This is a genomic window from Pseudomonas sp. CFBP 13602 (genome assembly GCF_014842725.1).
GTDB classification, from domain to species: domain Bacteria; phylum Pseudomonadota; class Gammaproteobacteria; order Pseudomonadales; family Pseudomonadaceae; genus Aquipseudomonas; species Aquipseudomonas baltica.
Genome location: NZ_JACYVT010000001.1, coordinates 181,535 through 207,381 on the forward strand (window position 1 = coordinate 181,535; position 25,847 = coordinate 207,381).

Sequence of the window (25,847 nt, forward strand, 5' to 3'; positions counted from 1 at the left end):
GTCAGCGCATGTGGTGTTTGTGCAGCAGGCGATACAGCGTCGGGCGTGACACGCCAAGCACCCTGGCCGCCGTGCTCAGGTTGCCGCCATGGCGCAGCAGCACGTCGCCCAGCGCCTGACGCTCGGCGCGGTGCTTGTAATCCTGCAGCGTCCCCAAAGGCGCAGCGACCAGGGTTTCGGTGCCCAGCCCCAGGTCCCCGGCTTCGATCTGGTTGCCGTGGGCCAGTGCCTGGGCCTGGCGAACCCGGGTGGACAACTCGCGGACATTGCCCGGCCAGTCATGCTCGCCCATGGCGATCAGTGCCTCCTGGCTGAACGGGCGATGGCGCCGACCGTTCTCGCGGCTGTAGCGTTGGGCGAAATGATTGGCCAGCATGGCCAGGTCGCCATAGCGTTCGCGCAACGGTACCGCGACGATCTCCAGCACGTTGAGCCGGTAGTAAAGATCTTCACGCAGCTGCCCCTTGCGCATGGCGCCTGCCAGGTCGCTGTCGCTGGTGGCCACCACGCGCACGTCCACCTCGCCTGAGCCCTTGCGCTGCAGAAACCGCAGCAGTTGCTCCTGGATGTCCAGCGGCAAGCCATGTACCTGCTCGAGCAGCAAGGTACCGCGATGGGCGGCCTGCAGCACGCTGCCGGACAACGGGTGCACATTGGTCTCGCCACAGCCAGGCGCGAAGAGTGGCGTCTGGCCCGGGCGGTGGGCACGGGCCTGGCAGTCGAAGACGATGAAGGGCTGCAGTCGGCGCGCAGACTGCTGGTGCAGTGCGCGGGCGATCAACTGCTTGCCGGTACCCGCTTCACCCCGGATCAAGACCGGGGAATCGGTGGTCGAGAATTTGTTGATGAGCTTGTACAAGTCGCGCATGGGCTGACTATCGCCCAACAGTCCGCAAGGCTCGCAGGGGTAGGCGTTCGAATTCACAGGCATGGCCTTTCCTTGCTGGGACGTGTTCGAGAAAATACATCAAAAACAGCGGCTTGCAAGTTGTGCCAAAACGGTAACGGAAAATTGACGTTTAACCCCTCCGGGCTGGTCATGGAGCGTCGTCGCGCGACATTGGCGCGTCAGCGATACGTCTCGCGGACCCCGCGCGACGCCGGTGTACAATCGCCGTTTTTCGGTATCGGCAAGGATGAGCATGAACGCGTTCGATTGGCACCGTGTGCTGCTGGGTGATGTCAACACGGGGTTTCTGGGCGAGGTGGTCGCGCGTACGCTCATGGCCTATGTGGTGGTCTTCCTGTTTCTGAAAATCGCCGGACGGCGCGGGGTGCGCCAGCTGTCGCTGTTCGAGCTGGTGGTGATCCTGACCCTGGGCTCGGCGGCTGGCGATGTGACCTTCTACGAGGACGTACCCGTATTGCCCGTGCTGGTGGTGTTCCTGGCGATGATCATCTTGTATCGCCTCACCACCTTTTTGACCGAGCGCAGCGGCCGCTTCGGCGAATGGTTGGAGGGCAAGCCGTTTCTGATCATTCGCGACGGTGTGTTCGAGCTCAAGGCGCTGCAGAGCGGCAACATCACTCACGCCGAGTTCCTGATGGAACTGCGCCTTCGCGGCGTCGAGCACCTGGGCCAGGTGCGGCTGGGTATCCTCGAGGTGAATGGTGACGTCAGCCTGTACTTCCACGAACGCGAGGATGTAAAGCCGGGACTGTCGATCCTCCCGCCCGAGCATCGGGAGTCGCTGACCACGGCCGATCGCGAGGACCTGTATGCCTGCGAGTATTGCGGCCACCTGGAAACCCTGGTTCACCAGCAGGCGCTGCCCTGCCCGCGTTGCGACAATCCGGTGTGGAGCAAGGCGCTCTGCAATCCACGGGCGGCCTGAGGCTACCGCCGCGGCAAGTCGTCCAGATGCTGGTACTCGGCGTTCAGCGCCGCGGCCAGAGCGCGGGCGCGACCCAGCCGGATCGGGCCCTTCTCCATGTCCACCAGCAATGCCGGACAGGCCATTGGCAACGCGCCTTCCAGTGACTTCAGACGCCCGTCGGTGAACACCAGGCAGCGTTGTGCTTCCTGGGGGTGCTGGCGTGCGCGCTGTTGCAGCCATTCGCGAGCCTGGTCCAGTGCTGCCAGCAGTGGCGTGCCGCCGCCTGCGCCCAGCTCGGCCAGCCAGGGCTGCAATGCCGCCGAAGCCTTCAAACCGTGGCATTGCCAGGCCGGCCCGGTGCCGCTGGCGGTGAGCAGCGCCAGCCGGGCGCGTTGCCGGTAGGCGTCGTCGAACACCTGTGCCAGTACGCCTTTGGCCTCGGCCAGGGCACCGTGCCGGCGCGTCGAAGCCGATGCATCCACCACCACCAGCCATAGCTGCTGGGCGGCATTGCGACGCTGTTGCCAGCGCAGGTCGTCACGTTGACGCGGCCGCCCCTGCAGCAGGGTAGCCGGCCAGTCGACCTTGCCGGCCGATGCCGCGCGCGCCGCGCCTTGCCGCCCTTGTTCGAGGTTGCCCTTGCCGGGCCGAGCATCCGCCGGGCGCGGACGGATGCTCAGGGCTTTTTTGGCCAGCTCGGCACCGTGCGCCGTTCGCCCACCGGAACGGCCTGCGCCGGCATGTCGCCCCACTGGCCTTGACCGGGGTCGGAGGGTTGCTCAGCGCTGGCAGCGGGCGGAGGTGGTGTCGCGCTGGACTCTGGCGGCCGGTTCGTCTGGCGGCGATGGCGCAGGGCGAACTCGGCAACCGCGTCGACGTCTTCGTCGAGGATAGCGTCGCCGCCGCGCCAGGCAGCATGAGCGCGCGCCGCGCGCAGCCAGACCAGGTCGGCGCGCAGGCCGTCCACGCCTTCGGCGAAGCAACGGGTGGTGATCGATTCAAGCGCCTGGTCGCTCAGCGGAATCGACTCGAGACGCTCCCGCGCCTGTTGGCAACGCAGCCGCAGCGCCGCCTGCGCGGCAGCCCACTGCGCGCAGAACGCCTGGGGGTCGCTGTCGAATGCCAGACGGCGGCGAATGATCTGGCTGCGTTCGGCCGGCGCGGGCTGGCCATCCAGGGCAACGTTGAAGCCGAAGCGGTCGAGCAGCTGCGGACGCAACTCGCCTTCCTCGGGGTTCATCGTACCGATGAGCACGAAGCGCGCCGGATGGGCGTGGGAGATGCCATCGCGCTCGATGCGGTTGACGCCGCTGGCAGCGACGTCTAGCAACAGGTCGACCAGGTGATCGGCGAGCAGGTTCACCTCATCCACGTACAGCACGCCACCGTCGGCCTTGGCCAGCACGCCTGGCGAGAAGCGTGCCCGCCCTTCGCCCAGCGCCGCTTCCAGGTCGAGCGTGCCGACCAGGCGGTCCTCGCTGGCACCCAGCGGCAAGGTCACCAACTGGCCACCGGCGAGCAGATCGGCCAGCCCGCGCGCCAGGGTGCTCTTGGCCATGCCCCGTGGCCCTTCGATCAACACGCCACCGATGCGCGGATCGATAGCGGCCAGACACAACGCCAGTTTCAGCGAATCGGCGGCGACGACGGCGGCCAGGGGAAAGTGCAGGGTGTCGGTCATTGCAGGGATCTCTTCAGGCATCTTCTTCGGTATCCAGCAGCAGGTCTTCCACGGCTTGTCGGTAGTCGCCCGGTTCAGCCCACAGGCCTCGCTGCTGAGCCTCGAGCAGACGTTCGGCCATGTCGCGCAGCGCCGCCGGATTGTGCTCCTGCAGAAAACTGCGGGTGGAAGGATCCAGCAGGTAGGCGTCGGTGAGCAACGCGTACTGGTGATCGTCGATCAGGTGCGTGGTCGCATCGAAGGCAAACAGGTTGTCGACCGTCGCGGCCAGTTCGAACGCGCCCTTGTAGCCGTGCCGCTTGACCCCTTCGATCCACTTCGGATTGGCCGCGCGGGCGCGCACCACGCGGTTGAGCTCTTCTTTCAGGGTACGCACGCGCGGCACGTCTGGCTGGCTGTGGTCGCCGTGATAACTGGCGGTGTTCTGGCCACTCAAGGTTTCCGCAGCGGCCAGCATACCGCCTTGGAACTGGTAGTAATCGTTGGAATCGAGCAGGTCGTGCTCGCGGTTGTCCTGGTTCTGCAGCACGGCCTGGACCTGCCCCAGGCGCCGGGCGAAAGGTGCGCGTGCGGCAGTCCCCTCGTCGTCCGCACCGTAGGCATAGGCGCCCCAGTTCAGGTAGGCCTCGGCCAGGTCTTCGCGGGTCTGCCACAGGCGGCCGTCTATGGCCCCTTGCACCCCGGCGCCATAGGCACCGGGCTTGGCGCCGAAGATACGCCAGCCTGCCTCGCGGGCGGCCTGCTCGGCCGGTACGCCCTCGGCCAGCAGCTGCGCCTGTTCGGCACGGACCTTGGCTGCCAGCGGGTTGAGATCGTCGGGCTCGTCGAGCGCCGCCACGGCCTGTACGGCCGCATCGAACAGGCGCAACAGGTTGGCAAAGGCATCACGAAAGAACCCGGACACCCGCAGGGTCACGTCCACCCGCGGGCGATCAAGCAGGCTCAATGGCAGAATCTCGAAATCGTCCACCCGCTGGCTGCCGGTGGCCCACACCGGGCGCACACCCATCAGCGCCATGGCCTGGGCGATGTCGTCGCCGCCGGTACGCATGGTCGCCGTGCCCCAGACCGACAGGCCCAGCTGGCGCAGGTGATCGCCATGATCCTGCAGGTGCCGCTCGAGAATCAGGTTGGCGGAGGCGAAGCCGATGCGCCAGGCAGTGGTGGTCGGCAGGTTGCGCACGTCCACGGAAAAGAAGTTGCGCCCGGTGGGCAACACGTCGAGGCGCCCGCGGCTGGGTGCCCCGCTCGGCCCGGCGGGCACGAAACGGCCCGACAATGCGCTGAGCAGGCCGTGCATTTCCGCCGGTCCGCAGGCATCGAGACGCGGTGCCACGGTGTCGCACAGGTGGCCCAGGATGAGTTGCACGTCGCTCCAGCCTTCGCCCAGTTCCAGCGGACCGTTCAAGGCCTGCTCGATCAGCTGGGCGGCATACAGTTCGAGCCGTTCGCGGCTGTCGCCGGCACTGCGCCAGGGCTCCTCGCTGATCGCGGCCAGGGCAGTCGGCCGTGGTCCGTCCCAGGGTGCGCCGAGGTCGCAGTCGAGCGGATCGAAACCCAGTTCGAAAGCCTTGGCCAATGCTCGCAGCACACTGGCCTGGGCGCCGCGGCCGTCGCCTCGAGGAATGCGCAGCAGTGCCAGCAGGGTATCGGCACGCAGGCGACCCTGGGGCGACTCGCCGAACACGTGCAGCCCATCGCGTATCTGCGACTCTTTGAGGTCGCACAGATAGGTGTCCAGGCGCGGCAGCCACACCGCCGCTTCGGCACCCTCGGCCATCTGCAGCTCGTGATCGATGCGGGTTTCGCGCACCAGCGCCAGAATGTCCTGTTCCAGGGCCTGGGCGCGGCGCGGATCGAGCATCTGCGCGTCGTAGTACTCGTCGGCCAACAGTTCCAGATCGCGCAGCGGCCCGTAGGTCTCGGCGCGGGTCAGCGGCGGCATCAGGTGGTCGATGATCACCGCCTGGGTGCGCCGCTTGGCCTGGGCGCCCTCACCCGGATCGTTGACGATGAACGGGTAGATATTCGGCATCGGCCCCAGTACCGCATCGGGCCAGCACTGCTCGGACAGCCCGACGCCCTTGCCCGGCAGCCATTCCAGGTTGCCGTGCTTGCCCACGTGGATCAGTGCATCGGCGCCGTAGGTGTGGCGCAGCCAGAAATAGAACGCCAGGTAACCATGGGGCGGCACCAGATCGGGGTCGTGGTAGACCGCGCTGACGTCCACCTGGTAACCCCGCGCCGGCTGGATGCCGACGAAGGTCAGGCCCATGCGCAGACCGGCGATCATCATGCGGCCGTTACGGCACATGGGGTCGGCACCTGGCTCGCCCCAGCGCTCGCGCACGGCGGTCTGATTGGCCGCCGGCAGCAAGGCGAAGGCGGCGAGGTAGTCGTCCAGCGCCATGCTCTGGGCACAGGGGCGCAGGTCCAGTTGCTCCAGATCGTTGGTCACGCCGCCGAGCAGCAGGTGAATCAGCGCCGTACCGCTGTCGGGTAGATCGGCCACCGGATAGCCCTGCTGCTGCATCGCGCGCAGGATGTTCAGCGCCGCAGCCGGAGTGTCGAGGCCGACGCCGTTGCCGATTCGGCCATCGCGGGTCGGATAGTTCGCCAGCACCAGGGCGACACGCTTGTCGGCATTGGGCAGACGCGCCAAAGCGGCCCATTTGCGCGCCAGTTCGGCGACGAAATCCATGCGCTCGACATGCGCCGTGTAGCACACCACATCGCTCTGGCTGCGCTCGTTGTGCCAGGCCAGGTCCTTGAAGCTGATGGCCCGGCTGATGATGCGCCCGTCCAGCTCCGGCAAGGCAATGTGCATGGCCAGGTCGCGCGCGCCCAGACCCTGCTCGCTCGCCTGCCACAATGCCTGGTTGTCCTGCGCGCAGATGGCCTGGATCACCGGAATGTCACGGCGAAACGGCCGCAGGTGCGGTGCTTCCGGGCTGGACTGGGCAAAGCCGGTGGTGTTGAGAATGATCGCGGCGCCCGCCTCGTCCATCCAGTCCTGCACCTGCGCCAGGCATGCAGCTTCCTTGAGGCTGGCCACGGCGATCGGCAACGGATTGAGCCCGGCCGCCTGCAGCCTGGCACAGAAGGTGTCGACGAAACCGGTGTTGGCCGCCTGCAGGTGCGAGCGATAGAACAGCAACGGCACCACAGGCCATTGCGCTTGCCACTGCGTCTGCCAGTGGGCCAGGTCGGCGGTTTGTTGCGTCGGATGGTAGATGACCGTGCGCGGCAGCGTCTGAGGCGCTTCGCACGGTTCGGTGCGTCCGAACCAGGTATTGCCGAGGTAGCCGTACAGGTTGCGTGCGTTTTCCATGCCGCCCTGGCGCAGGTACTGCCACAGGCGGTCGGCTTGCTCGGCAGGCACCGTACAGCGCTCGGCCAGTTCGGGATCGGGGCGATCGCAGCCTGGCACCAGGATGACCTGCACGCCCCGCTCGGCCAGCTGCATCAACTGCTCGACGCCGTAGCGCCAGTAGCCGATGCCGCCGTGCAGGGAAATCAGAATGACCTTGGCGTGGCGCAGCACCTGGTCGACGTAGAGGTCGACCGAAGAATGATTCTGCACCTGCATGGGGTTGGCCAGGCGCAGGCTCGGGTAGTCGGCCGGCAGACGCTCGCTGGCCTCGGCCAGCAAGGCCAGGTGCGAATCGCCGCTGCAGAGGATGACCAGTTCGGCGGGCGTCTGGCCGAGGTCGGCGATGCTGTCGTCCGGCACGAAGCCGCCGGGTTGGGTCCTCAGCAGGTGCATCGGTCAGGCTTCCAGCGCGGCGCGCAGTTGCGCTTGCAGCGACGCTGCATCCAGTTCCTGACCGATCAGCACCAGGCGCGTGCTGCGCACTTCGTCTGCGCCCCAGGCACGATCGAAGTGCTTGTCGAAACGCGTGCCCACGCCCTGGATCAGCAGGCGCATCGGCTTGCCCGGAATGGCCGCGAAGCCCTTGACGCGCAGGATGCCGTGTTGGACCACGGCAGCGTTGAGCGCCTGCAGCAGCTTGGCTTCTTCGGCCTGCGGCAGCTCGATGGAGATCGAATCGAAGGCGTCGTGATCGTGCTCGTCGTGGTCGTCGCCTTCATGGTGGTCGTGGTGGGTCTTGCGGCCGTCGATGTGTTGCTCGGACTCTGCGCCCAGGCCCAGCAGTACCGCCAGCGGCAAACGGCCACTGCTGGCCTCGACCACCTTCACTGCCGCCGGCAGTTCCTCGGCGACCTCGGCGCGCACCGCAGCCAGGGCGTCTGCGTCGATCAGGTCGGCCTTGTTCAGAATGACCAGATCGGCGCTGGCCAACTGGTCGGCGAACAGCTCGTGCAGCGGCGATTCATGGTCCAGGTTGGGATCGAGCTTGCGCTGGGCATCGACCTGCTCGGGGAAGGCTGCGAAGGTACCCGCCGCCACGGCCGGGCTGTCGACCACGGTGATGACCGCATCGACCGTGCAGGCGCTGCGGATTTCCGGCCATTGGAAGGCCTGGACCAGCGGCTTGGGCAAGGCCAGGCCGCTGGTTTCGATGAGGATGTGATCGAGGTCGGCGCGCCGTGCCACCAGCTCGCGCATGACCGGGAAGAACTCTTCCTGCACGGTGCAGCACAGGCAGCCGTTGGCCAGCTCGTAGACCCGGCCATTGGCTTCTTCTTCGGTACAGCCGATGGTGCACTGCTTGAGGATCTCGCCGTCGATGCCCAGCTCGCCGAATTCGTTGACGATCACGGCGATGCGTCGGCCCTGCGCGTTGTCGAGCATATGGCGCAGCAAGGTGGTCTTGCCCGAGCCGAGAAAGCCGGTGACGATGGTGACGGGTAGTTTGGACAGCGTTTTCATCGGGTCGCCCTGATTGCGCGGCAGGGCACGAGACGAGCGCCGCAACGGCAGGCGCCAGCATTCGTCACCGGATCACCCCGCCCGGTTGAATAGGAAAGAACAGTCGAGGCAGGTCTCCTGGCTCGCGATGCCGGCCATTCTGGCCCAGGCTGCGGCGCCTTCCCGCGAGCGTTCGCAGTGGCCTTGGCGCAGCCTTCATCGCTTACAGTTGCGGGGGCAGCCGCGGCTTGGACCGCGTTCCCGTCTTAGCTCTGCTGGGCAGAGAACCTCGAACGCGCAAGGCTACCACAGGGCACGGGACGTGTCAGTGATACGGCTCAGACCCGATAGCGCACATGGGGGCGGCCGCCGGCCAGGCTAACCTCGGCGTGAACGCCATAGACCTCGGCGATCAGCCGCTCGGTCAAGACCAGCGCCGGCGCACCGCTGGCAACCAGACGGCCGCCCTTGAGCACGACCAGCACGTCGCAGAACATCGCCGCCAGGTTCAGATCATGAATCGCCATCACGCAGGTCAACGGCAGGTTCTGAATCAGTTGCAGCAATTCCAGCTGGTGCTGGATGTCGAGGTGGTTGGTGGGCTCATCGAGCAGCAGTTCGCTGGGCTGCTGGGCCAGGGCGCGAGCGATCTGCACCCGTTGCCGCTCGCCGCCGGACAAGGTGTGCCAGCGCCGCTGTGCATGGCCGCTCAGGTTGACCTGGGCCAGGGCCTGGGCAATCGCCAGGTCGTCTTCGCGCAGCCACGGTGCGAACGGCGAGCGGTGCGGCGTGCGCCCCAGGCGCACCACCTCCTGTACGCGAATGTCCACCTCGGTGCTGGCGTGTTGTTCCACCATCGCCACCTGCCGTGCGACCGCTCGCCGCGATACGTCCGCCATGGGCTGATCGTCGAGTGTGACCTGCCCCTGGCTGGGACGCCCGAGCCCGGCCAGCAGGCGCAGCAGCGACGACTTGCCCGAGCCATTGGGGCCGATCAGGCCGACCATGCTGCCGGGCGTGATGGCCAGGCTGACGTCGTCGAGAATCAGCAGCCCACCCGCTTTCCAGCTGACCTGGTGAAGTTGCAGGCTCATGCTCGACGCCTCGCTCGGTAGAGGATCAAGGCAAACGCCGGGGCGCCGACCAGGGCCGTGACCACCCCGATGGGCAATACCTGGCCGGGCACGATGATGCGCGCGACGATATCGGCCAGCACCATGAAATTGGCGCCGATCAGCACCGAGGCGAGCAACAGCCGGACGTGGCTGGGCCCCACCAGAAAGCGCGCAATGTGGGGCACCACCAAACCGACGAAACCCACTGCGCCGACGATGCTGACCATGGTCGCGGTGATCAGCGCGGTGGTCGCGAACAACACCAGCCGCACCGCGACCACAGGCACGCCAAGGGTGGCGGCAGCGTCTTCGCCGAACACGAAGGCATCCAGCGCCCGCGCGAAGTACAGGCACAGCACCAGGCCCGCCCCGACCACCACCGCGGCCAGGCCTACGTCGGGCCAACGCACCCCGCCCAGGCTGCCGAGCAGCCAGAACATCACACTGCGTGCCTGCTCGGCATTGGCCGAGGTCGAGACGATATAGGCCGTCAGCGCATTGAACAGTTGCGATCCGGCGACACCGGCAAGGATCACCTGCGCCGGGCCGCTGCGAGTGCCGGCAGCCAGCAGCAGCACCAGGCCGAACGCCAGGGCCGCACCGAGAAACGCGCCCATGGAAATGCCGATCACGCCGCCGCCCAGCCCGAGCAGCATCACCACCACCGCGCCGGTCGAGGCGCCTGCGGAGATGCCCAGCACGTAGGGTTCGGCCAGCACGTTGCGCAGCAGCGCCTGCAACACCGCGCCGCAGATCGCCAGGCCGGCGCCACAACAGGCGGCAACCAGCGCGCGACTCAGGCGGTATTCCCAAATGATGCCCTGGATGATCCTCGGCACCGGGTAGTCGGCCAGGCCCACGCCATTGAGCAGCGCCTTGCCGACCGTGGCCAGGGCAATGCCCATCTCCCCCACCGACACCGCCAGGGCGATCGATACGCTCAACGTCGCCAGGGCGAGCAGCGCCAACAGGAGGCGCCAGACCCAGCCATCTTCACGCGCCAGGCGCTGGATCAAGGTGTGGCCCGTGTACGCTCGAGGCCGGCAGCGATGTCTTCCACCGCGCGCACGACATCCATGGAGGGGTTCAACGACTGCGCATCGACCACGATGATGCGGCCATTGCGCACGGCATCCAGCTCACGGGTCACCGGGTCGCTGCGCAGGAACGCCAGCTTTTTCTCGACATCGTCGGCCGGGTACAGACGCCGCTGCATGCGCGCGACGACGATGACATCGGGATTGCTCGCAGCGATGCTTTCCCAGCTCACCCCAGGCCATTCCTCGTCGCTGTCGACGATGTTGCGCAGGCCCAGCAGACGGTTGATATAGCCGGGTGCGCCGCTCTTGCCGGCTACCCAGGGGTCGCCTTCCAGGCGCGTGCTGGAAAACCAGTACACCACCGACAGCGGTGCGTGCCCGGCGCTGCCGGCGCGCTCGGTGGCTTTCTGGATGCGTGCGTGCAACTGGTCAGTCAGGCGCTCGCCGGCCGCCTCGACATCGAAGATGCTCGCCAGCTCGCGGATTTCCTTGTCCACCAGTGCCATGGAAAACACCTGGCTACGGCTGCCGTCGGCATTGGAGGTGGCGGTGACTTCCTTGCCGTCGCAGTCACTGGGCGACACATAGGAAGGGATGCCAAGGCTGGCCAGTTGCTCGGGCTTGGCGACTTCGCCGTTGGGTCCGACGTGGTAGGTGTACTGCGCCACCACGATGTCAGGTGCGGTAGTGGCCACCGCCTCGAAGCTGGGGGCATTGTCGGCCAGGCGTGGCACCTGGGCATTGGCCGCGCGCAGAGGCTCGGGCAACGGCCCGAACCAGACCCCGGTGCCCACCATGCGTGGCGCCAGGCCCAGCGAGAGGAGAATTTCGGTGCTGGCCTGCCCCAGGCTGACGGCACGCTGCGGCGCGGCCTGGACGGTCAAGGGCGCGCCGCAGTTGGGCAGCGTCAGTGGATAGTGGGTGGCGGCGTGACTGGCGACGGCAGCGAAGAGACCGACGGCAGCGACGCTGGCGCGGACGAATACGGCAGGAAGATTCATTGCAACTCCTTGGATGGCGCGTCCAACAGATCGAAGAAACCCACAGCAAGGTCTGGCTGACGACATGCAACATGTCGATCACAGTGGCGCGACCGCGCCGGATTCGAACCGGCTTCCTGCTCTGGGCGAAGACAAGCGGCGCAGACGGTAGGCGACCCGTCGGCAAAGATCAAATGGTTTAACCCGCGCAACGCGCTGTGGACACCCCGATTGCCTGCCTAGGGGGCGCCGTCGCGGGGCCGGTCGGTACGGTCCTGCTCGACCACATAGCCCGTGTCTATGCTGACCACCACCGACATGCCGGGGCGCAGCCGATGCGCCCCGTCCTGGTCCGGGTCCACGGTGATGCGCACCGGAATGCGCTGGGCGATCTTGACGAAGTTGCCGGTGGCATTGTCGGCCTGCAACAGGCTGAACTCCGAGCCGGTGGCCGGTGAGATGCGCTGTACATGGCCGCGCAGGCGCAGGTGGTCGAGGGCATCGACGGTGAAGCTCACCGGTTGGCCGATGCGCACATCGGCCATCTGGGTTTCCTTCATGTTGGCCATGACCCACAGCGTATCGGGAACCAGCGCCATCAGTTGCGCACCGGAATTCACATAGGCCCCCAGGCGCACGCCGACCTGCCCCAGCTGGCCGTCGCGCGGCGCCAGGATGCGCGTGTTGTCCAGATCGATGCGTGCCAGCTCTACCGCGGCTTCGGCGTTGGCGACGTTGGCGGCCAGCGAGTCACGGTTGACGATCACCGTCTGCAGGTCTTCGCGGGCAATGGCCAGCGCAGCCTTGGCCTGTGCCACCGAGGCCAGCGCCTGGGCGTTGGCAGCGCGGGTCACATCGAGCTCGCGGCGCGACACCGAGCCGTCGCTGATCAGGTTCTGGTTGCGGCCCAGATCGGCAGCGCCCTTGCGCGCCTGCGCTTCGCTGTCCGCCACCGCCGCCTGGCGCTGGGTAATAGTGGCTTCGGCACTGCGGCGCTGTTGCAGGTTGTTGGCCAAGGCGGTCTTCTGCACCTGGACCTGCGCCAGCGCCTGGTTCAGGCGCTGGCGGTAGATACGGTCGTCCAGGCGTACCAGCAGGTCGCCTGCCTTGACGAACTGGAAGTCCTGTACCGGCACTTCGAACACATAGCCTGCCAGTTGCGGCCCGATGATCGTCACCTGGCCACGCACCAGGGCATTTTCGGTACTTTCGATGTGGCTGCTGAACGGAGGCAGTTGCCAGGCGTACAGCACGATCGCCACCCCCACCAACGCGATGCTGGCGAAAATCAGGCTGGACAGTACCCGCACCCGCCGCGAACGCGGTTCGGTGGCCGCTGGATTGGGCGGTGGGGTCTGGCCTTCGGGCGTGGCGGCGATGGCATTGGTGGTCGTGGACGTCGGTTCGGTCATGAAGTGCTGGCGCCGCTGGTGGATACGGTAGGTGTCGCGGCGGTGGTCACCGCCCGGGTGGTGCTCATCAGCCACAGACTGCGGACGAAGATCCACAGCATGGTCAATACGGCAATGATGCAGATCAGCATGAAGACATCGTTGTAGGCCATGACGTTCGCCTCGCGCGTGGCGGCCGTCGCCAGCGCACGGGTGCCCAAAGTGGCCCGCAGGGCCGGGTCGGCGATGTGCGCCAGGTAGCTGGCGGCAGCATTGCTGACCCGCGCCTGGACCAGCGGGTCCATGAGGGTCAGGTGCTCGACGATCATGCTCGAATGGTATTTCTCGCGGACGATCTGGAACGTGCCCAGCAACGCGGCGCCGATCAACCCGCCCAAATTGTTGCAGATACCGAACAGCACCGAGAAGCTGACCAGGTTGCGCGGGTTGGTCAACACGTGGCGCATGCCCAGCACCATGGTCGGGCCCAGGAAAAACGTGCCACCGAAGCCCAGCAGGAACTGGCTGACGTACATATTGGCCGGACGCGTCAGGTTGCTGGAGAAACTGTCCATGGCCGAACCCACCGCCATCAGCGCCAGGGCAATGATCAGTGGCATGAACAGATGCTCGGGGTTGATGGTCCAGGCACTCACGGCCAGCCCCGCCACCGCGCCGAAGAGCATCACGCAATAAAGGGTGCGCATCTGCTCCTGGCCCATGTTCAACGCTTGCAACAGACCGACCGCCCCGGTGGACTGCTCCGACAGCACCATGCGCGTCAGAATCACTGCCAGGGCCAGGCGGATGGCGACACCGCTGCCCAGCCAGCGGGTCATCAACATCGGGTTGCTGCGATTGTGTTCCACCGCCAGGCCACCGAGGATCAGGACGATGGCCCCAGCCGAGGCCCAGCCTATCCAGGGTGCCTCCAGCCACCAGTCGATCCGGCCCAGGGACAGCACCGCGCAGAGCAGCGCAATGCCAGATGCAAGAATCGCAAAAATGAGAAAATCCAGCGGTTCGAAGGTCTTGAAGCGGTCGCCCGGCGGCAGTTTGAGCAGGAACACGCAACCCAGGGTCAGCAGCGCCATGCCCAATTCGAACAGGTACAGGCCGCGCCATTCGGCGATCTGCAGCAGGTCTTCGGAAAACACCCGCGCCAGTGGCAAGGCCAGCTGCGAGGTGCCCAGGCCCAGCACCAGGGCCTTGAGACGCCACTTGGCAGGAAACGCCTGGATCATGTAGTACAGACCCAGGGAACTCAGCGCCGCCCCGACCATGCCGTGGGCGGCGCGAACGGCAATCGCCGAGCCCAGGTCGTTGACGAACAGATGGCCAAAGGTGACCAGCGCATACAGCATCAGAAACAGTTCGGTGAACGTGCGCAGACCGAACTGCTGGCGGAATTTCACCAGCAGCAGGTTCATCGACACATTGGTCATCACGTAGGCCGCAGGCAGCCAGGCCATCTCCGCCGCCGTGGCGCCGAGCGAGCCCTGCAGGAATTGCAGGTTCGCCACCACCAGCGAGTTGCCGAGGCCGCCGGTCAGTGCCACCAGCAGGCCGACGATACCGAACGCCAGGCGCTTGCGCGTCGAATGCAGAGGCGTCGAGGGAGAGCCCGGCAAGTTCGGCTTTTCGTGGGGCAGCCAATCGCGGCTCGTGTAGCGGGTCATGCGGTGGCCTTGGCGGGGAGCGTAGAAACGACGAAGAAACGACGGAGATTGGGCGCTAGTAAACATCACCGGCGGGGGGCTTGCCAATGCTCGTCGCTGCCATGATTTGACTGCACCCCGGCAGTGACCCAAGCTGAATGCCCCGGCCAAGCCTGCGCCCTTTCGGATACCCGCATGTTCAAACGCGTTCGCCTTCCGCTGACCCTGCTGCTCGTGGCACTGCTGCTGATAGCGCTCTGGTACGCCTGGCGCCCTGCGGCCCCTACGGTTCCGGCAGCGCCGCAGCAGGGCTACGGCAAAGCCCTGAGCCAGGCTCGCCATGGTCAGCCGGGCGCCGCACGAGTGCTTTATCAGCAGTTGGCCCGCACCGACCTCAGCGCCGAGCGGCGCGCTGCGCTGTACGCCGAACTGCCCAACTACCCCAGTCCTCAAGCCCTCAAACTCGCCACTGCCGACTTGCAGAGCAAGCTTGTCGACGTGCGCCATGCGGCAATCGATGCAGTCATCGGCCTGGTCCCCGAGAGCCAGCGCAGCGTACTGCTGGGGCCCTTGCTGGAAGACCGTGACGAGTCGATCCGCTTCCACGCCGCGCGGGGGTTGCTCGGCTTGCCAGCCGATGAACTGGGCCTGTATTTCGGCCACCTGGACAAGGTGGTGAACGCCTGGATTGCTGCCCTGCAGGGCCAGACCGACAGCGCTGCCGCCCAACTGGCGCTGGCCCGGTTGTACTTGCACGAGAGCGCGCATGTTCAGGCCGAGCAGGCGCTGGCCCGCTATCGCCTGCTCGAGCCCGATGACCTGGAAGCCATTGCAATGCAGGTCGAGCTGTACGAGCACCAGGGCAAAAGTGACCAAGCGCGGCGCCTGCTGGCCGAACAGTTGCTGGTGCATCCACAATCGGCCCTGTTGCAGCAGCAGTTGGGCCTGTGGCTGATGGCCCATGACGAGGATGAATACGCCCTGCTCGCCCTCGCTCGTGCGGTGGAGCTGGCACCGGACAACAATGACTACCGCTATGTACTGGCCACCAACCTGCACGACCTGCAGCAGGTCGAAGCGGCGCAGAAGCAGCTCGAAGAGATCCTGCGTCGTGACCCGGCCAACCGACGCGCACGGGTGTTGCTGATCCAGTACTGGAAAGAAACCGGTCAGCTGCAGAACGTGCAGGTGCTGCTGGCCGAACTCGAGCAGCAGAACGCCGACGACCCCAGCCTGCAGCAGGGGTTGTGAAGTCGCGGCTTTTCCAGGGCCACCCTCGCCCGTTTTTGTCTGAATGAGCTCGGAACCCCGCCCACGGCCCGGTGTCCAGTATCAAGCTGCGTCGCGTTCTGCACTGCAGCCCCTTCCGCTACCCGAGGACACCTTTTTGACGACGGCCAAAGCAGCCACCGGTATCGCCGGGCTGGACGACATTCTTGGTGGAGGTCTGACCCGCTGCCATATCTTTCTGCTCGAGGGTCAACCGGGTGCGGGCAAGACGACGGTAGCCCTGCAGTTCCTGCTCGAAGGCGTTGCGCAGAACGAAACCTGTCTCTACATCACTTTGTCCGAAACCACCAAGGAACTGCGCGAAGGCGCTCGCTCCCACGGCTGGGAACTGGACGAGCGCGTCACCGTGTTCGAGCTGACGCCGCCGGAGTTGGTGCTCGACCTGCAACAGCAGCAGAGCCTGCTCTACAGCAGCGACCTTGAACTGGGCGAAGCGACGCGGCAGATCTTCGATGAAGTCGAACGGGTCAAGCCTTCACGGGTGGTATTGGACAGTTTGTCCGAGGTACGTCTGCTGGCTCAGGGCTCGCTGCGCTATCGGCGGCAGATTCTCGCCATCAAGCACTATTTTGCGCGTTTCAATGCGACCGTCCTGCTGCTCGACGACATGACCAGCGAGCCACTGGACAAGACCCTGCACAGCATCGCCCACGGCGTGATTCGCCTGGAAGAAACCGCGCCGGACTACGGCGCCGAGCGCCGGCGCCTGCGCATCATGAAGTACCGCGGGCAGAAATACCGCGGCGGTTATCACGACTTCACCATTCAGGCCGACGGGATTCACGTCTATCCGCGCTTGGTTGCGGCCGAACATCGCGCCCGCTACGAGCGTACCCAACTCACTTCGGGCATCCCGGAGCTGGACGCCCTTCTGGGCGGCGGCGTCGAGAACGGTTCGAGCACTTTGATCATCGGCCCCGCGGGTACCGGCAAATCGCTCATTTCCATGGTTTTCGCCGCTGCGGCCGTGGCCCGTGGCGAAAAAGTCGCGCTGTTCATCTTCGACGAAGAGCTCAGCTTGCTGTTCGAGCGCATGAAAAACCTGGGCATCGATCTGGAAGCCTATCAGCGCAGTGGCAAGATGGTCATCCAGCAGGTGGACGCCGCTGAACAGTCGCCGGGCGAATTTGCCCACATGGTCCGCACCAGCGTCATCCTGCACGACATCAAGACAGTGGTGATCGACAGCATCAATGGCTACCACGCCGCGATGATGGGCGAAAGCACACCCGTGCTGCACATCCATGAGCTGCTGCTGTACCTCAACCGCCTGGGCGCCTCGACCTTCATGACCGTGGCCCAACAGGGGCTGGTCGGCGACATGAAGGCGCCAGTGGACATCACCTACCTGGCCGACACCGTCATTCTCCTGCGCTACTTCGAGGCGCTGGGCAACGTGCGGCGTGCGGTGTCGGTGATCAAGAAGCGCTTTGGCGGCCACGAGAACACCATTCGCGAATACAAGATCAGCAGCCAGGGCATGAAGGTCGGTGAGCCACTGAGCGCTTTCCAGGGGGTGTTGCGCGGTGTCCCGACCTACGTCGGCGAAGCCCGTCCCCTGCTTGAAGCAGATGATCAGTGAAGATGTCGATACCCACATCGGAACGAGTGCTGGTGCTTGCCCCCATGGGACGCGACAGCCAGGTGGCCCTGCAGATTCTCGGACAGGCAGGTATTCAAGGCATCGCCGTGGCAGACGTCGACGATCTCTGTACGCACTTGCAGCGCGAAGGCGCAGGTGTCTGCATTGTCGCCAACGAAGCGCTGTCCGAAGCCAGGATGCAGCCGTTGCTGGTGTACCTGAGCCAGCAGCCGGCCTGGTCCGACTTGCCGATCGTGCTGATGACCCATCAACGCGCGGCCGATCAGGCGCAGTCCATGCTGCTCGCTGCGCGCCTGGGCAACGTCACGTTCGTGGAACGCCCGTTTCACCCGCTGACGTTGATCAGCCTGGCCAAGACGGCCATTCGGGGTCGGCGCCGTCAATATGAAGCGCGTGACCGTCTGCTGGACCTGAGCGAAAGTGAACAGCGTTTGCAGCACGCCATGAGTGCCGGGCGCCTGGGCGCCTGGGAGCTGACCTGCAACCCGTTGCAGTTGAACTGCTCGGACCGGACCCGCACCCACTACGGCATCGAGCCCAGCACCCGTTTCGACTACTCAGACTGGCTGCTGTGCGTGCATCCGGGCGATCAGGCCATGATGCAGGAGGCACTGATCAACAGCCTGCAGCTGGGCGCCGACTTCGCCTTGCAGTTCCGCAACAGCTGGCCTGACGGTTCAGTGCATTGGGTGGACATGCGCGCCCGCGCCATTCCCGACAGGCAGGGACGCATCCAGGCACTGGTCGGGGTTACCACCGATATCACCGAACAGAAAGCCGCCGAACAACAGTTGCGTGAACTCAACGGCAATCTGGAACAGCAGGTCGAGGAACGCACGGCCCAGGTACGGATCAACGAAGAGGCCCTGCGCCAGGCGCAGAAAATGGAAGCGGTGGGCCAGTTGACCGGCGGTATCGCCCACGACTTCAACAACATGCTCACCGGCATCATCGGCAGCCTGGAGCTGATGCGCCGACGCCTGAGCCGCAACCAGCTCGACGACCTGCCCAAGCTGATCGACATGGGTATCAGCTCGGCCAACCGCGCTGCATCCCTCACTCACCGCTTGCTGGCGTTTTCCCGCCGCCAGTCACTGGATTCCAAGCCAGTCCAGGTGAATGGACTGGTGCAGTCGATGGAAGAACTGCTGCACCGCAGCCTCAATGAAAGCATTGCGCTGCGCATGCACCTGGATCCTGAACTGTGGATAGCCGAGGCGGACCCCCATCAACTGGAAAGTGCCCTGCTCAACCTGGTGATCAATGCCCGCGATGCCATGCCAGGGCGTGGCGAAGTGATCGTCGAAACGGCCAACCGGCACCTCGATGAAAGCTTTACCAGTGCGCACCAGAACCTGGCACCGGGCGACTACATCATGCTCAGTGTGAGCGACACCGGGTCGGGGATGGACCAGGCCGTGATCAATCGCGCGTTCGATCCATTCTTCACCACCAAGCCCATTGGCCAGGGCACTGGCCTGGGCCTGTCGATGATCTATGGGTTCAGCAAGCAGTCGCGGGGCCACGTGGCAATCCAAAGCACTCCCGGCCAGGGCACCACGGTGCAGCTCTACCTGCCGCGCTGCTATGCCTCGCAACTGCCCCAGGCCACTGCGCCGGTGATCGAATCGCCGATGGCCACCAATGGCGAAACGGTTTTGATCGTCGAGGATGACCATGCCGTGCGCAGCCTGGTGTGCGAAGTCCTGCGCGAACTGGGTTACTGCTATCTGGAGGCAGCCGATGCCAGCGCCGCGCAGCCGATCCTGGCGTCCGGGCAGCGCATCGACCTGCTGATCAGCGACGTCGGCCTGCCCGGCATGAACGGTCGGCAACTGGCCGAAGTCGCGCGCCATCTGCGGCCGGGACTCAAGGTGCTGTTCATCACCGGCTATGCCCAGCACGCCGAAGTGCGCGCCGGCTTTCTCGATGACGGCATGCAGATGATCACCAAGCCGTTCGCGTTCGACGTGCTCACGGCCAAGGTGCGGGAGATGTCCCAGGCCTGAATCAGCGCTTGGGCTTGGTCCGCACGTCGTTGAAGCACGGCATTCTGGCGTCCACTCGATCCGAGGCGCGGGCGCCTGGTTTGGCAGCGGTTTCCACATACCAATAGCAGCTGTGGATGGCCCGGGTGATCCCGACATAGGCCAGGCGCAGCGCTTCCTCGTGCTGGGCACTGTCGTAGCCGTCCACCTGCCCCGCCTGAGCCAAGCCCGCCAGGGCATAGACCTGGTTCTTGTAGGGCGAGCGACTGGCATACTGGCAATCGCCCAGCAGAAATACCGCGTCGGCCTGCAGACCCTTGGCGCTGTGGAACGTGAGCTGGCGCAAACGACGCTGCTCGGCTGGCAACGCTTGATCTGCCTGCAACAGGCCCTGGATATGCTCGGCCAAGGCCTGGCGGTCACTGTTGCGACGGTAGAGCACCAGAATCGAGTCGCCTGCAGCGTGATGCTCGGCGGCGCGGCGCGCCAGATCGGCAAGGTCTCGACTCAAGAGAATCACAGGCGATGGCTCGCGATCGAATACGCGGCGGGCCAGAGCCTTCTTGCCGGGTATGGCCGGTGCCGCCGCCACGATATGCTCGGCGGCGTCGATGATCGCCTGATGGCTGCGGTAGTTGTCGATCAGCAGTACGCGCGTGTGCTTGTGAGCGCTGAAGGTGCGGTTGAACTGCATGAAGTAGCTTGGGTTACTGCCGCGCCAGCCATAGATCGACTGCCAGTCGTCGCCAACGCACATCAGCGAGCTGTGCTGCGCGGCTCGCTCACCGGCCAACGCGGTGCTGCGGCGCAGGATTTCCGCAAGACTGGCCCTCAACCAGCCAACGATCTGTGCGGAAATATCCTGGAATTCGTCGACGAGCAGATGGGACATGGGGCGCAGTGCGTCGTCAGGCAGTTCGCTGACTCGCGAGCCTGGCCCTTCGCCAAGCAAGGCGAACATGCGATTGAACAGCATGACTGGCGGCGTCTGGTTTTGCAGATGCGCTTCGAGTGCCGGCCAGAACAGGCGCAAGGCAGCGAAAAAGTCCGCTTCGGAATCTTCCGCGTTCCAGCTCATCCGGTCGATGGCGTCGACGACCTGCACTCCGAGGTTCTCGATGAAGGTCGCGGCAGCCACGAAACAGTCCAGCAGCGGCGCCGGGGCAAGTTCGCCGGGCAACTGGTATTCGAACCCGGGCCCGGTCAACCCTTTGCTGTTCAAGGACGTCAAAACCTTCTTGGCATCGGAAGGATTATCCAGCCATATCAGCGGCTTATCACAGAAAGCTTGAAACAGGGTGCGCTTGACTGCCCATTCGCCCCAGATTGGAATCTTGGCCGTGGGCCGGGTGAGTTGGGCATCGGTACCGGGTTCGAACCCTAGCACGACCCAGGTGTTCAAGCGTGCAATGTAGCCATGTGTATGAAAGGTAAAACTTTTTATATCAATGGCTTGTCGATCTATCTTGATCCCCTTTATAGGCCAGGCATCCTGCGCACGCCAGTGTTCTTCGATCAAGTCACACAGTTCGGTGTCGCGAGCGCTGGCCAGGCTGAGGGCTTTGAGCCGCTTCTGCACATCGGGATCCTGCGGGTCCAGCTTGCGCAGTTGGGCTGCGCTCGCGCGCAAGCTGCCAATGTGACCACTGAAAGAAGGATCACTGCTCATCAGGCTGCGATAGCATTCGTTCATCAACTGACGCTGGGTGTCGTTGAGACGCAGTTGGAACGGATTCGCTTCCTCGCTACCCGTTGCGGCCGCCCCGAGGTTTTCGAAAGCGTGCACCTCAGCCAGCCCAGGCAGCGCGTGAATCAGCGGCAGAACCAGGGAATGATAGGTTCTGACCACTTCACGTACTTTCTCGAATACGTAAGGTACTTCCCACATATCAAACACTTGGCGCAACTTCTTGATAAAGTCTCGACGTGACTCCCGGGTAAAGGTCACCACGCTCAGGCTGTCGAGTTCGAAGCCCATGTAGTGGTGCAGCACCAGCACGCGCAGTACCAGCGATGTGGATTTACCTGCACCTGCACCAGCCACCACGCACGTGGCGGGTGTCGTGCTGAAGATCATTTTCCACTGCGCGGCGCTCGGCTGGGCGTGTTCGGGCAGGCGGGCAGCGACGTCAGCCTTGATGGTTTTCTTCAGCGCTGGCGTCAGTTCGAGCTGCCAGGGCGCGAACAGCAACGGCTGTGGCGCTTGTGAGGTGACGGGTTTTTTCGGCGCGCGGGGTGGCCGTTTCGACTGTGACTCGGGAGGTGACTCGGCAGCCGGGGCGGTAGCTTCTGTGAGCGGCGTGTGAAACCAGGCGTCACGCTGCTGTGAGCGCAGCCAACGCCAGCCCCGGGCGATCAGGCCTGGGGCTTGACGGTCTTTGTCGGTAGGTTGCGATGACACGAAAACTCCTGGGCATATCGCGAGGACCGCAATATACCAAAGATCCCACCTTCAAACGCTGCACACCCTCTGTAGCAGCGGCGCAAGCCGCGTCGGCGGCCTGTGCGGTGTACCTGATCCACCGCAGTGCCCTCTTCGCGGCCGATGACCGCTCCTACGCGATACCGGATTTCCTGTAGGAGCGGTCCGCGGCCGCGAAACGGGCGACTCGGTCTATCAGATACTCCGCAGTGCCCCTTCGCGGCCGATGACCGCTCCTACGCGATACCGAATTCCCTGTAGGAGCGGTCCGTGGCCGCGAAACGGTCGACTCGGTCTATCAGATACTCCGCAGTGCCCTCTTCGCGGCCGATGACCGATCCTACGCGATACCGCATTTTCCTGTAGGAGCGGTCCGCGGCCGCGAAACGGTCGACTCGGTCTATCAGATACTCCGCAGCGCCCCTTCGCGGCCGATGACCGCTCCTACGCGATATAGAATTCCCTGTAGGAGCGGTCCGCGGCCGCGAAACGGGCGACTCGGTCTATCAGATACTCCGCAGCGCCCCCTTCGCGGCCGATGACCGCTCCTACGCGATACCGAATTCCCTGTAGGAGCGGTCCGTGGCCGCGAACCGGGCGACTCGGTCTATCAGATACTCCGCACCGCCTTCTTCGCGGCCGATGACCGCCACCACGGGAGGTGCGTGCGGGATCAACCGATGGCGGAATCCACCAGCACCTGCGCTTCGGCTACCAGACGCTGCAGATGCGCCTCGTCGATGAAGCTTTCGGCGTAGATCTTGTAGATGTCTTCGGTGCCCGAGGGACGCGCGGCGAACCAGCCGTTGGCCGTGATGACTTTCAAGCCACCGATGGCCTGCCCATTGCCTGGCGCATGGCTGAGAATCTGCTCGATCGGCTCACCGGCCAATTCCGTGGACTTCACCTGCTCGGGCGACAGCTTGCTCAAGGCCGCCTTCTGCTGCGGGTTGGCCTTGGCCTCGACGCGCGTAGAGAACGGCTCGCCCAGGCTCTGCGTCAGTGCCTCATACGCCTGGCTCGGATCGCGCCCCGTACGTGCGGTCATTTCAGCGGCCAACAGGGCCGGGATCAACCCGTCCTTGTCGGTGGTCCACACACTGCCGTCCATGCGCAGGAACGACGCACCGGCGCTCTCCTCACCGCCGAACCCCAGCGAGCCATCGAACAGACCGTCGGCGAAATACTTGAAGCCCACCGGCACTTCATGCAGACGACGCCCCAGGCGCGCGGTGACGCGGTCGATCATGCCGCTGCTGACCACGGTCTTGCCCACGGCCGCGTCGGTGCGCCACTGCGGACGGTTCTGGAACAGATAGTCGATCGCCACCGCCAGGTAGTTGTTGGGGGCCAGCAACCCGCCCGTCGGGGTGACGATGCCATGACGATCGTGATCGGGATCGCAGGCAAAGGCCACGTCGAAGCGGTCCTTCAGGCCGATCAGCCCCTGCATGGCGTAGCTGGACGATGGGTCCATGCGAATCTGGCCGTCCCAGTCCACGCACATGAAGCGGAAGGTGGCATCGACTTCGGTGTTCACCACCTGCAGGTCGAGCTGATAGTGCTCGGCAATGGCCGACCAGTAGCGCACACCTGCCCCACCCAGCGGATCCACACCCAGGCGCAGGCCGGCTTTGCGGATAACGTCGAAGTCGATCACATTGACCAGGTCGGCCACATAGTGACCGATGTAGTCGTGCCGGTGAGTCGTGGCAGCCTTCAGCGCCTGCTCGTGAGGCATGCGCTTGACGCCACGCAGGTCATCGGCAAGCAGCTCGTTGGCCTTGGCTTCGATCCACTTGGTCACGTCACCGTCGGCCGGGCCGCCATTGGGTGGGTTGTACTTGAAACCACCGCTTTGCGGCGGGTTGTGCGACGGCGTGATGACCACACCGTCCGCCAGGCCGCTGCTGCGCTCACGGTTGTAGCAGATGATCGCGTGGGAGACCGCCGGTGTCGGGGTGTATTCGTCGTCCTTGGACAACATCACCTGCACGCCATTGGCGGCGAACACTTCAAGGGCGCTGGCGCCTGCCGGGGTCGACAGCGCGTGGGTGTCGATGCCGACGAACAGTGGGCCGTCGATCCCCTTGCTGCTGCGGTACAGGCAGATCGCCTGGCTGATCGCCAGCACATGGGCCTCGTTGAAGCTCAAGTCGAACGAGCTGCCGCGGTGCCCCGAGGTCCCGAACGCCACACGCTGAGTGGACTCGCTTGCATCCGGCTGGCCGGTGTAATAGGCCGTGACCAGACGCGGGATGTCGATCAGCAGCTGGGCTGGAGCAGGTTTGCCCGCAAACGGACTGAGCTTCATGCAAAAACCTCTAGTGTAGGTACCGAAACGGAGAATGACAGTTTAGTGGCACTTCGACACTGGAGGTAGCTATTTGATTCCCTTTTTTGACGCTTCTTTTGTCGAACCGACCGGCAGCAGGTTGCCTGCTGCCCTTCGGGACGCCTGATCAGGTGATCGGCGCGGGGTTGAACAAGGTGATGTCGTTGTGCAGGCGATAGCGCTCGGCCCACGTCTGTTTTTCACCGCTGGCCACGGCCAGGTAGTAATGGAACAGCTCCCAGCCCAGTTCCTCGATGGTCGCCCGCCCGGTGGCAATGCGCCCGGCGTCGATATCGATGAGGTCAGGCCAGCGCTCGGCCAGCTCGGTGCGGGTAGACACTTTCACCACCGGCGTCATCGCCAGGCCGTAGGGAGTGCCGCGCCCCGTGGTGAACACGTGCAGGTTCATCCCCGCAGCCAATTGCAGCGTGCCGCAAACGAAGTCGCTGGCGGGCGTGGCGCAGTAGATCAGGCCTTTGCGGTTGACCCGTTCGCCCGGACCGAGCACACCGTTGATGGCGCTGCTGCCCGATTTGACGATCGACCCTAGGGACTTCTCGACGATGTTGGACAAACCGCCTTTCTTGTTCCCCGGTGTGGTGTTGGCACTGCGGTCCGCCGCACCGCGTTCCAGATAATTGTCGTACCAGTCCATCTCGCGCACGAGCTGGGTAGCCACTTCGTGGGTTTCGGCCCGCGAGGTGAGCATATAGATGGCATCGCGCACCTCGGTGACCTCGGAGAACATCACCGTGGCCCCGGCGCGAACCAGCAGGTCGGAGGCGAAGCCCAACGCCGGGTTGGCGGTGATCCCGGAAAACGCATCGCTACCGCCACACTGCATGCCCAGGATCAGCTCGCTGGCGGGCACCGTTTCGCGACGCCGACGGTCCAGCTTGGCCAGCCGCGTCTCGGCCAGCGCCATGATCTGCTCGACCATTTCACCGAAGCCATGCCCGGAGTCCTGCAGGCGGTATAGCCACGGCTCGCTCAGGTCTACCGAGGGATCGTCCTCGTGCATAACCTGCCCGGCCTGCAACTTTTCGCAACCCAGGCCGATCACCAGGGCTTCGCCACCCAGGTTCGGGTTGCGCGCCAGGTTGCGCACGGTGCGAATCGGAATGTAGGCATCGCGCGCATTGATGGCCACGCCGCAGCCGTAGCTATGGGTCAGCGCCACCACGTCGTCGACGTGGGGGTACTTGGGCAGCAGCTCTTCGCGAATGCGCTTGACCGCGTGGTCCAGCACTCCGGTCACGCACTGCACCGTGGTGGTGATCCCCAGAATATTGCGCGTACCCACGGTACCGTCGGCATTGCGGTAGCCCTGGAAGGTGAAGCCATCCAGCGGCGGCAGAGCCGGCGGTACCGCGTCGGACATCGGCAGGCTGTCCAACGGCGGCGCCGAAGGCATGGCCAGCTGGCTTTCCTTGACCCAACTGCCTTGACGGATCGGCTCCAGTGCGTAGCCGATGATCTGACCGTAACGCACCACAGCACCGCCCTCGGCGATGTTGACGGTGGCGACCTTGTGGCTCTGCGGCACACCTTCGATGACCGTCAGGCCATCGGGAAAACGGCTGCCTTCGGCCACGCCCTGATCGTTGACCACGACCACGACGTTATCGTCTGCGTGCAGGCGCACGTAGCGGGGAGAATCGGAATGTTCGATCAATTGCATGGCTTGGCCCTTCCAATCAATTCAGGCTGAATC

General features: G+C 64.9%; 17 protein-coding genes and 1 riboswitch. Of the genes, 4 read left to right on the top strand and 13 right to left on the bottom strand.

Annotated elements, in window-relative coordinates:
• Position 1: 1 nt before the first annotated feature.
• Complete coding sequence (locus tag IFU31_RS00790) at positions 2–931, bottom strand: sigma 54-interacting transcriptional regulator (protein ID WP_192056073.1); 930 nt, start codon at positions 929–931, stop codon at positions 2–4.
• A 211-nt stretch (positions 932–1,142) separates the two neighbouring features.
• Between IFU31_RS00790 and IFU31_RS00795 the strand changes: the two genes are divergently transcribed.
• Entirely contained in the window at positions 1,143–1,835 is a 693-nt protein-coding gene (locus IFU31_RS00795; RefSeq protein ID WP_122478126.1) for a DUF421 domain-containing protein, read from the top strand.
• A gap of 2 nt (positions 1,836–1,837) precedes the next feature.
• Here the strand turns inward: IFU31_RS00795 and IFU31_RS00800 are convergent, their stop codons facing one another.
• The 9 genes from IFU31_RS00800 to IFU31_RS00840 form a co-directional block, all read right to left on the bottom strand.
• Positions 1,838–2,569, bottom strand: a complete 732-nt coding sequence (locus IFU31_RS00800; protein ID WP_192102016.1) for a VWA domain-containing protein — start codon at positions 2,567–2,569, stop codon at positions 1,838–1,840.
• The gene (locus IFU31_RS00805; RefSeq protein ID WP_192102017.1) at positions 2,494–3,498 is read right to left on the bottom strand and encodes an ATP-binding protein; all 1,005 of its coding nucleotides are present in this window, start codon (positions 3,496–3,498) and stop codon (positions 2,494–2,496) included. The genes IFU31_RS00800 and IFU31_RS00805 overlap by 76 nt, the downstream gene beginning before the upstream one ends.
• A gap of 13 nt (positions 3,499–3,511) precedes the next feature.
• A complete protein-coding gene (gene cobN / locus IFU31_RS00810; protein WP_192102018.1) occupies positions 3,512–7,264 on the bottom strand; it encodes a cobaltochelatase subunit CobN in 3,753 nt (1,250 codons plus the stop codon).
• A gap of 3 nt (positions 7,265–7,267) precedes the next feature.
• The gene (gene cobW, locus IFU31_RS00815; protein ID WP_192056078.1) at positions 7,268–8,332 is read right to left on the bottom strand and encodes a cobalamin biosynthesis protein CobW; all 1,065 of its coding nucleotides are present in this window, start codon (positions 8,330–8,332) and stop codon (positions 7,268–7,270) included.
• 90 nt (positions 8,333–8,422) lie between these two features.
• Positions 8,423–8,618, bottom strand: a riboswitch (cobalamin riboswitch).
• A 31-nt stretch (positions 8,619–8,649) separates the two neighbouring features.
• Positions 8,650–9,405 (bottom strand): ABC transporter ATP-binding protein, encoded by a 756-nt coding sequence (locus IFU31_RS00820; RefSeq protein WP_122478131.1) that lies wholly within the window; start codon positions 9,403–9,405, stop codon positions 8,650–8,652.
• Positions 9,402–10,442, bottom strand: coding sequence for a FecCD family ABC transporter permease (locus IFU31_RS00825; protein ID WP_122478133.1), 1,041 nt, complete (start codon positions 10,440–10,442; stop codon positions 9,402–9,404). The genes IFU31_RS00820 and IFU31_RS00825 overlap by 4 nt, the downstream gene beginning before the upstream one ends.
• On the bottom strand, positions 10,439–11,467 hold the full coding sequence (locus tag IFU31_RS00830; RefSeq protein WP_192102019.1) for an ABC transporter substrate-binding protein: 1,029 nt from the start codon (positions 11,465–11,467) through the stop codon (positions 10,439–10,441). Before IFU31_RS00830 ends, IFU31_RS00825 begins: the two co-directional genes overlap by 4 nt.
• 218 nt (positions 11,468–11,685) lie before the next feature.
• Entirely contained in the window at positions 11,686–12,858 is a 1,173-nt protein-coding gene (locus IFU31_RS00835) for an HlyD family secretion protein (protein WP_185793362.1), read from the bottom strand.
• Positions 12,855–14,516, bottom strand: a complete 1,662-nt coding sequence (locus tag IFU31_RS00840) for an MFS transporter (RefSeq protein WP_122478138.1) — start codon at positions 14,514–14,516, stop codon at positions 12,855–12,857. The genes IFU31_RS00835 and IFU31_RS00840 overlap by 4 nt, the downstream gene beginning before the upstream one ends.
• Positions 14,517–14,690: 174 nt before the next feature.
• Between IFU31_RS00840 and IFU31_RS00845 the strand changes: the two genes are divergently transcribed.
• The 3 genes from IFU31_RS00845 (at position 14,691) to IFU31_RS00855 (ending at position 19,397) form a co-directional block, all read left to right on the top strand.
• Positions 14,691–15,746 (top strand): hypothetical protein, encoded by a 1,056-nt coding sequence (locus IFU31_RS00845; protein WP_192102020.1) that lies wholly within the window; start codon positions 14,691–14,693, stop codon positions 15,744–15,746.
• Positions 15,747–15,882: 136 nt separating this feature from the next.
• Entirely contained in the window at positions 15,883–17,367 is a 1,485-nt protein-coding gene (locus IFU31_RS00850; RefSeq protein WP_240998775.1) for an ATPase domain-containing protein, read from the top strand.
• A gap of 2 nt (positions 17,368–17,369) precedes the next feature.
• A complete protein-coding gene (locus IFU31_RS00855; RefSeq protein WP_185793366.1) occupies positions 17,370–19,397 on the top strand; it encodes a response regulator in 2,028 nt (675 codons plus the stop codon).
• Position 19,398: 1 nt separating this feature from the next.
• On the opposite strand, the gene IFU31_RS00860 is transcribed toward IFU31_RS00855, so the two are convergent.
• The 3 genes from IFU31_RS00860 to garD form a co-directional block, all read right to left on the bottom strand.
• Entirely contained in the window at positions 19,399–21,777 is a 2,379-nt protein-coding gene (locus IFU31_RS00860; protein ID WP_342345274.1) for a UvrD-helicase domain-containing protein, read from the bottom strand.
• A 694-nt stretch (positions 21,778–22,471) separates the two neighbouring features.
• Positions 22,472–24,112: a phosphoglucomutase (alpha-D-glucose-1,6-bisphosphate-dependent) gene (gene pgm, locus IFU31_RS00865; RefSeq protein WP_192057107.1), complete on the bottom strand. Its 1,641-nt coding sequence runs from the start codon at positions 24,110–24,112 to the stop codon at positions 22,472–22,474.
• 148 nt (positions 24,113–24,260) lie between these two features.
• Positions 24,261–25,814: a galactarate dehydratase gene (gene garD / locus IFU31_RS00870; RefSeq protein ID WP_192057108.1), complete on the bottom strand. Its 1,554-nt coding sequence runs from the start codon at positions 25,812–25,814 to the stop codon at positions 24,261–24,263.
• Positions 25,815–25,847: the final 33 nt, after the last annotated feature.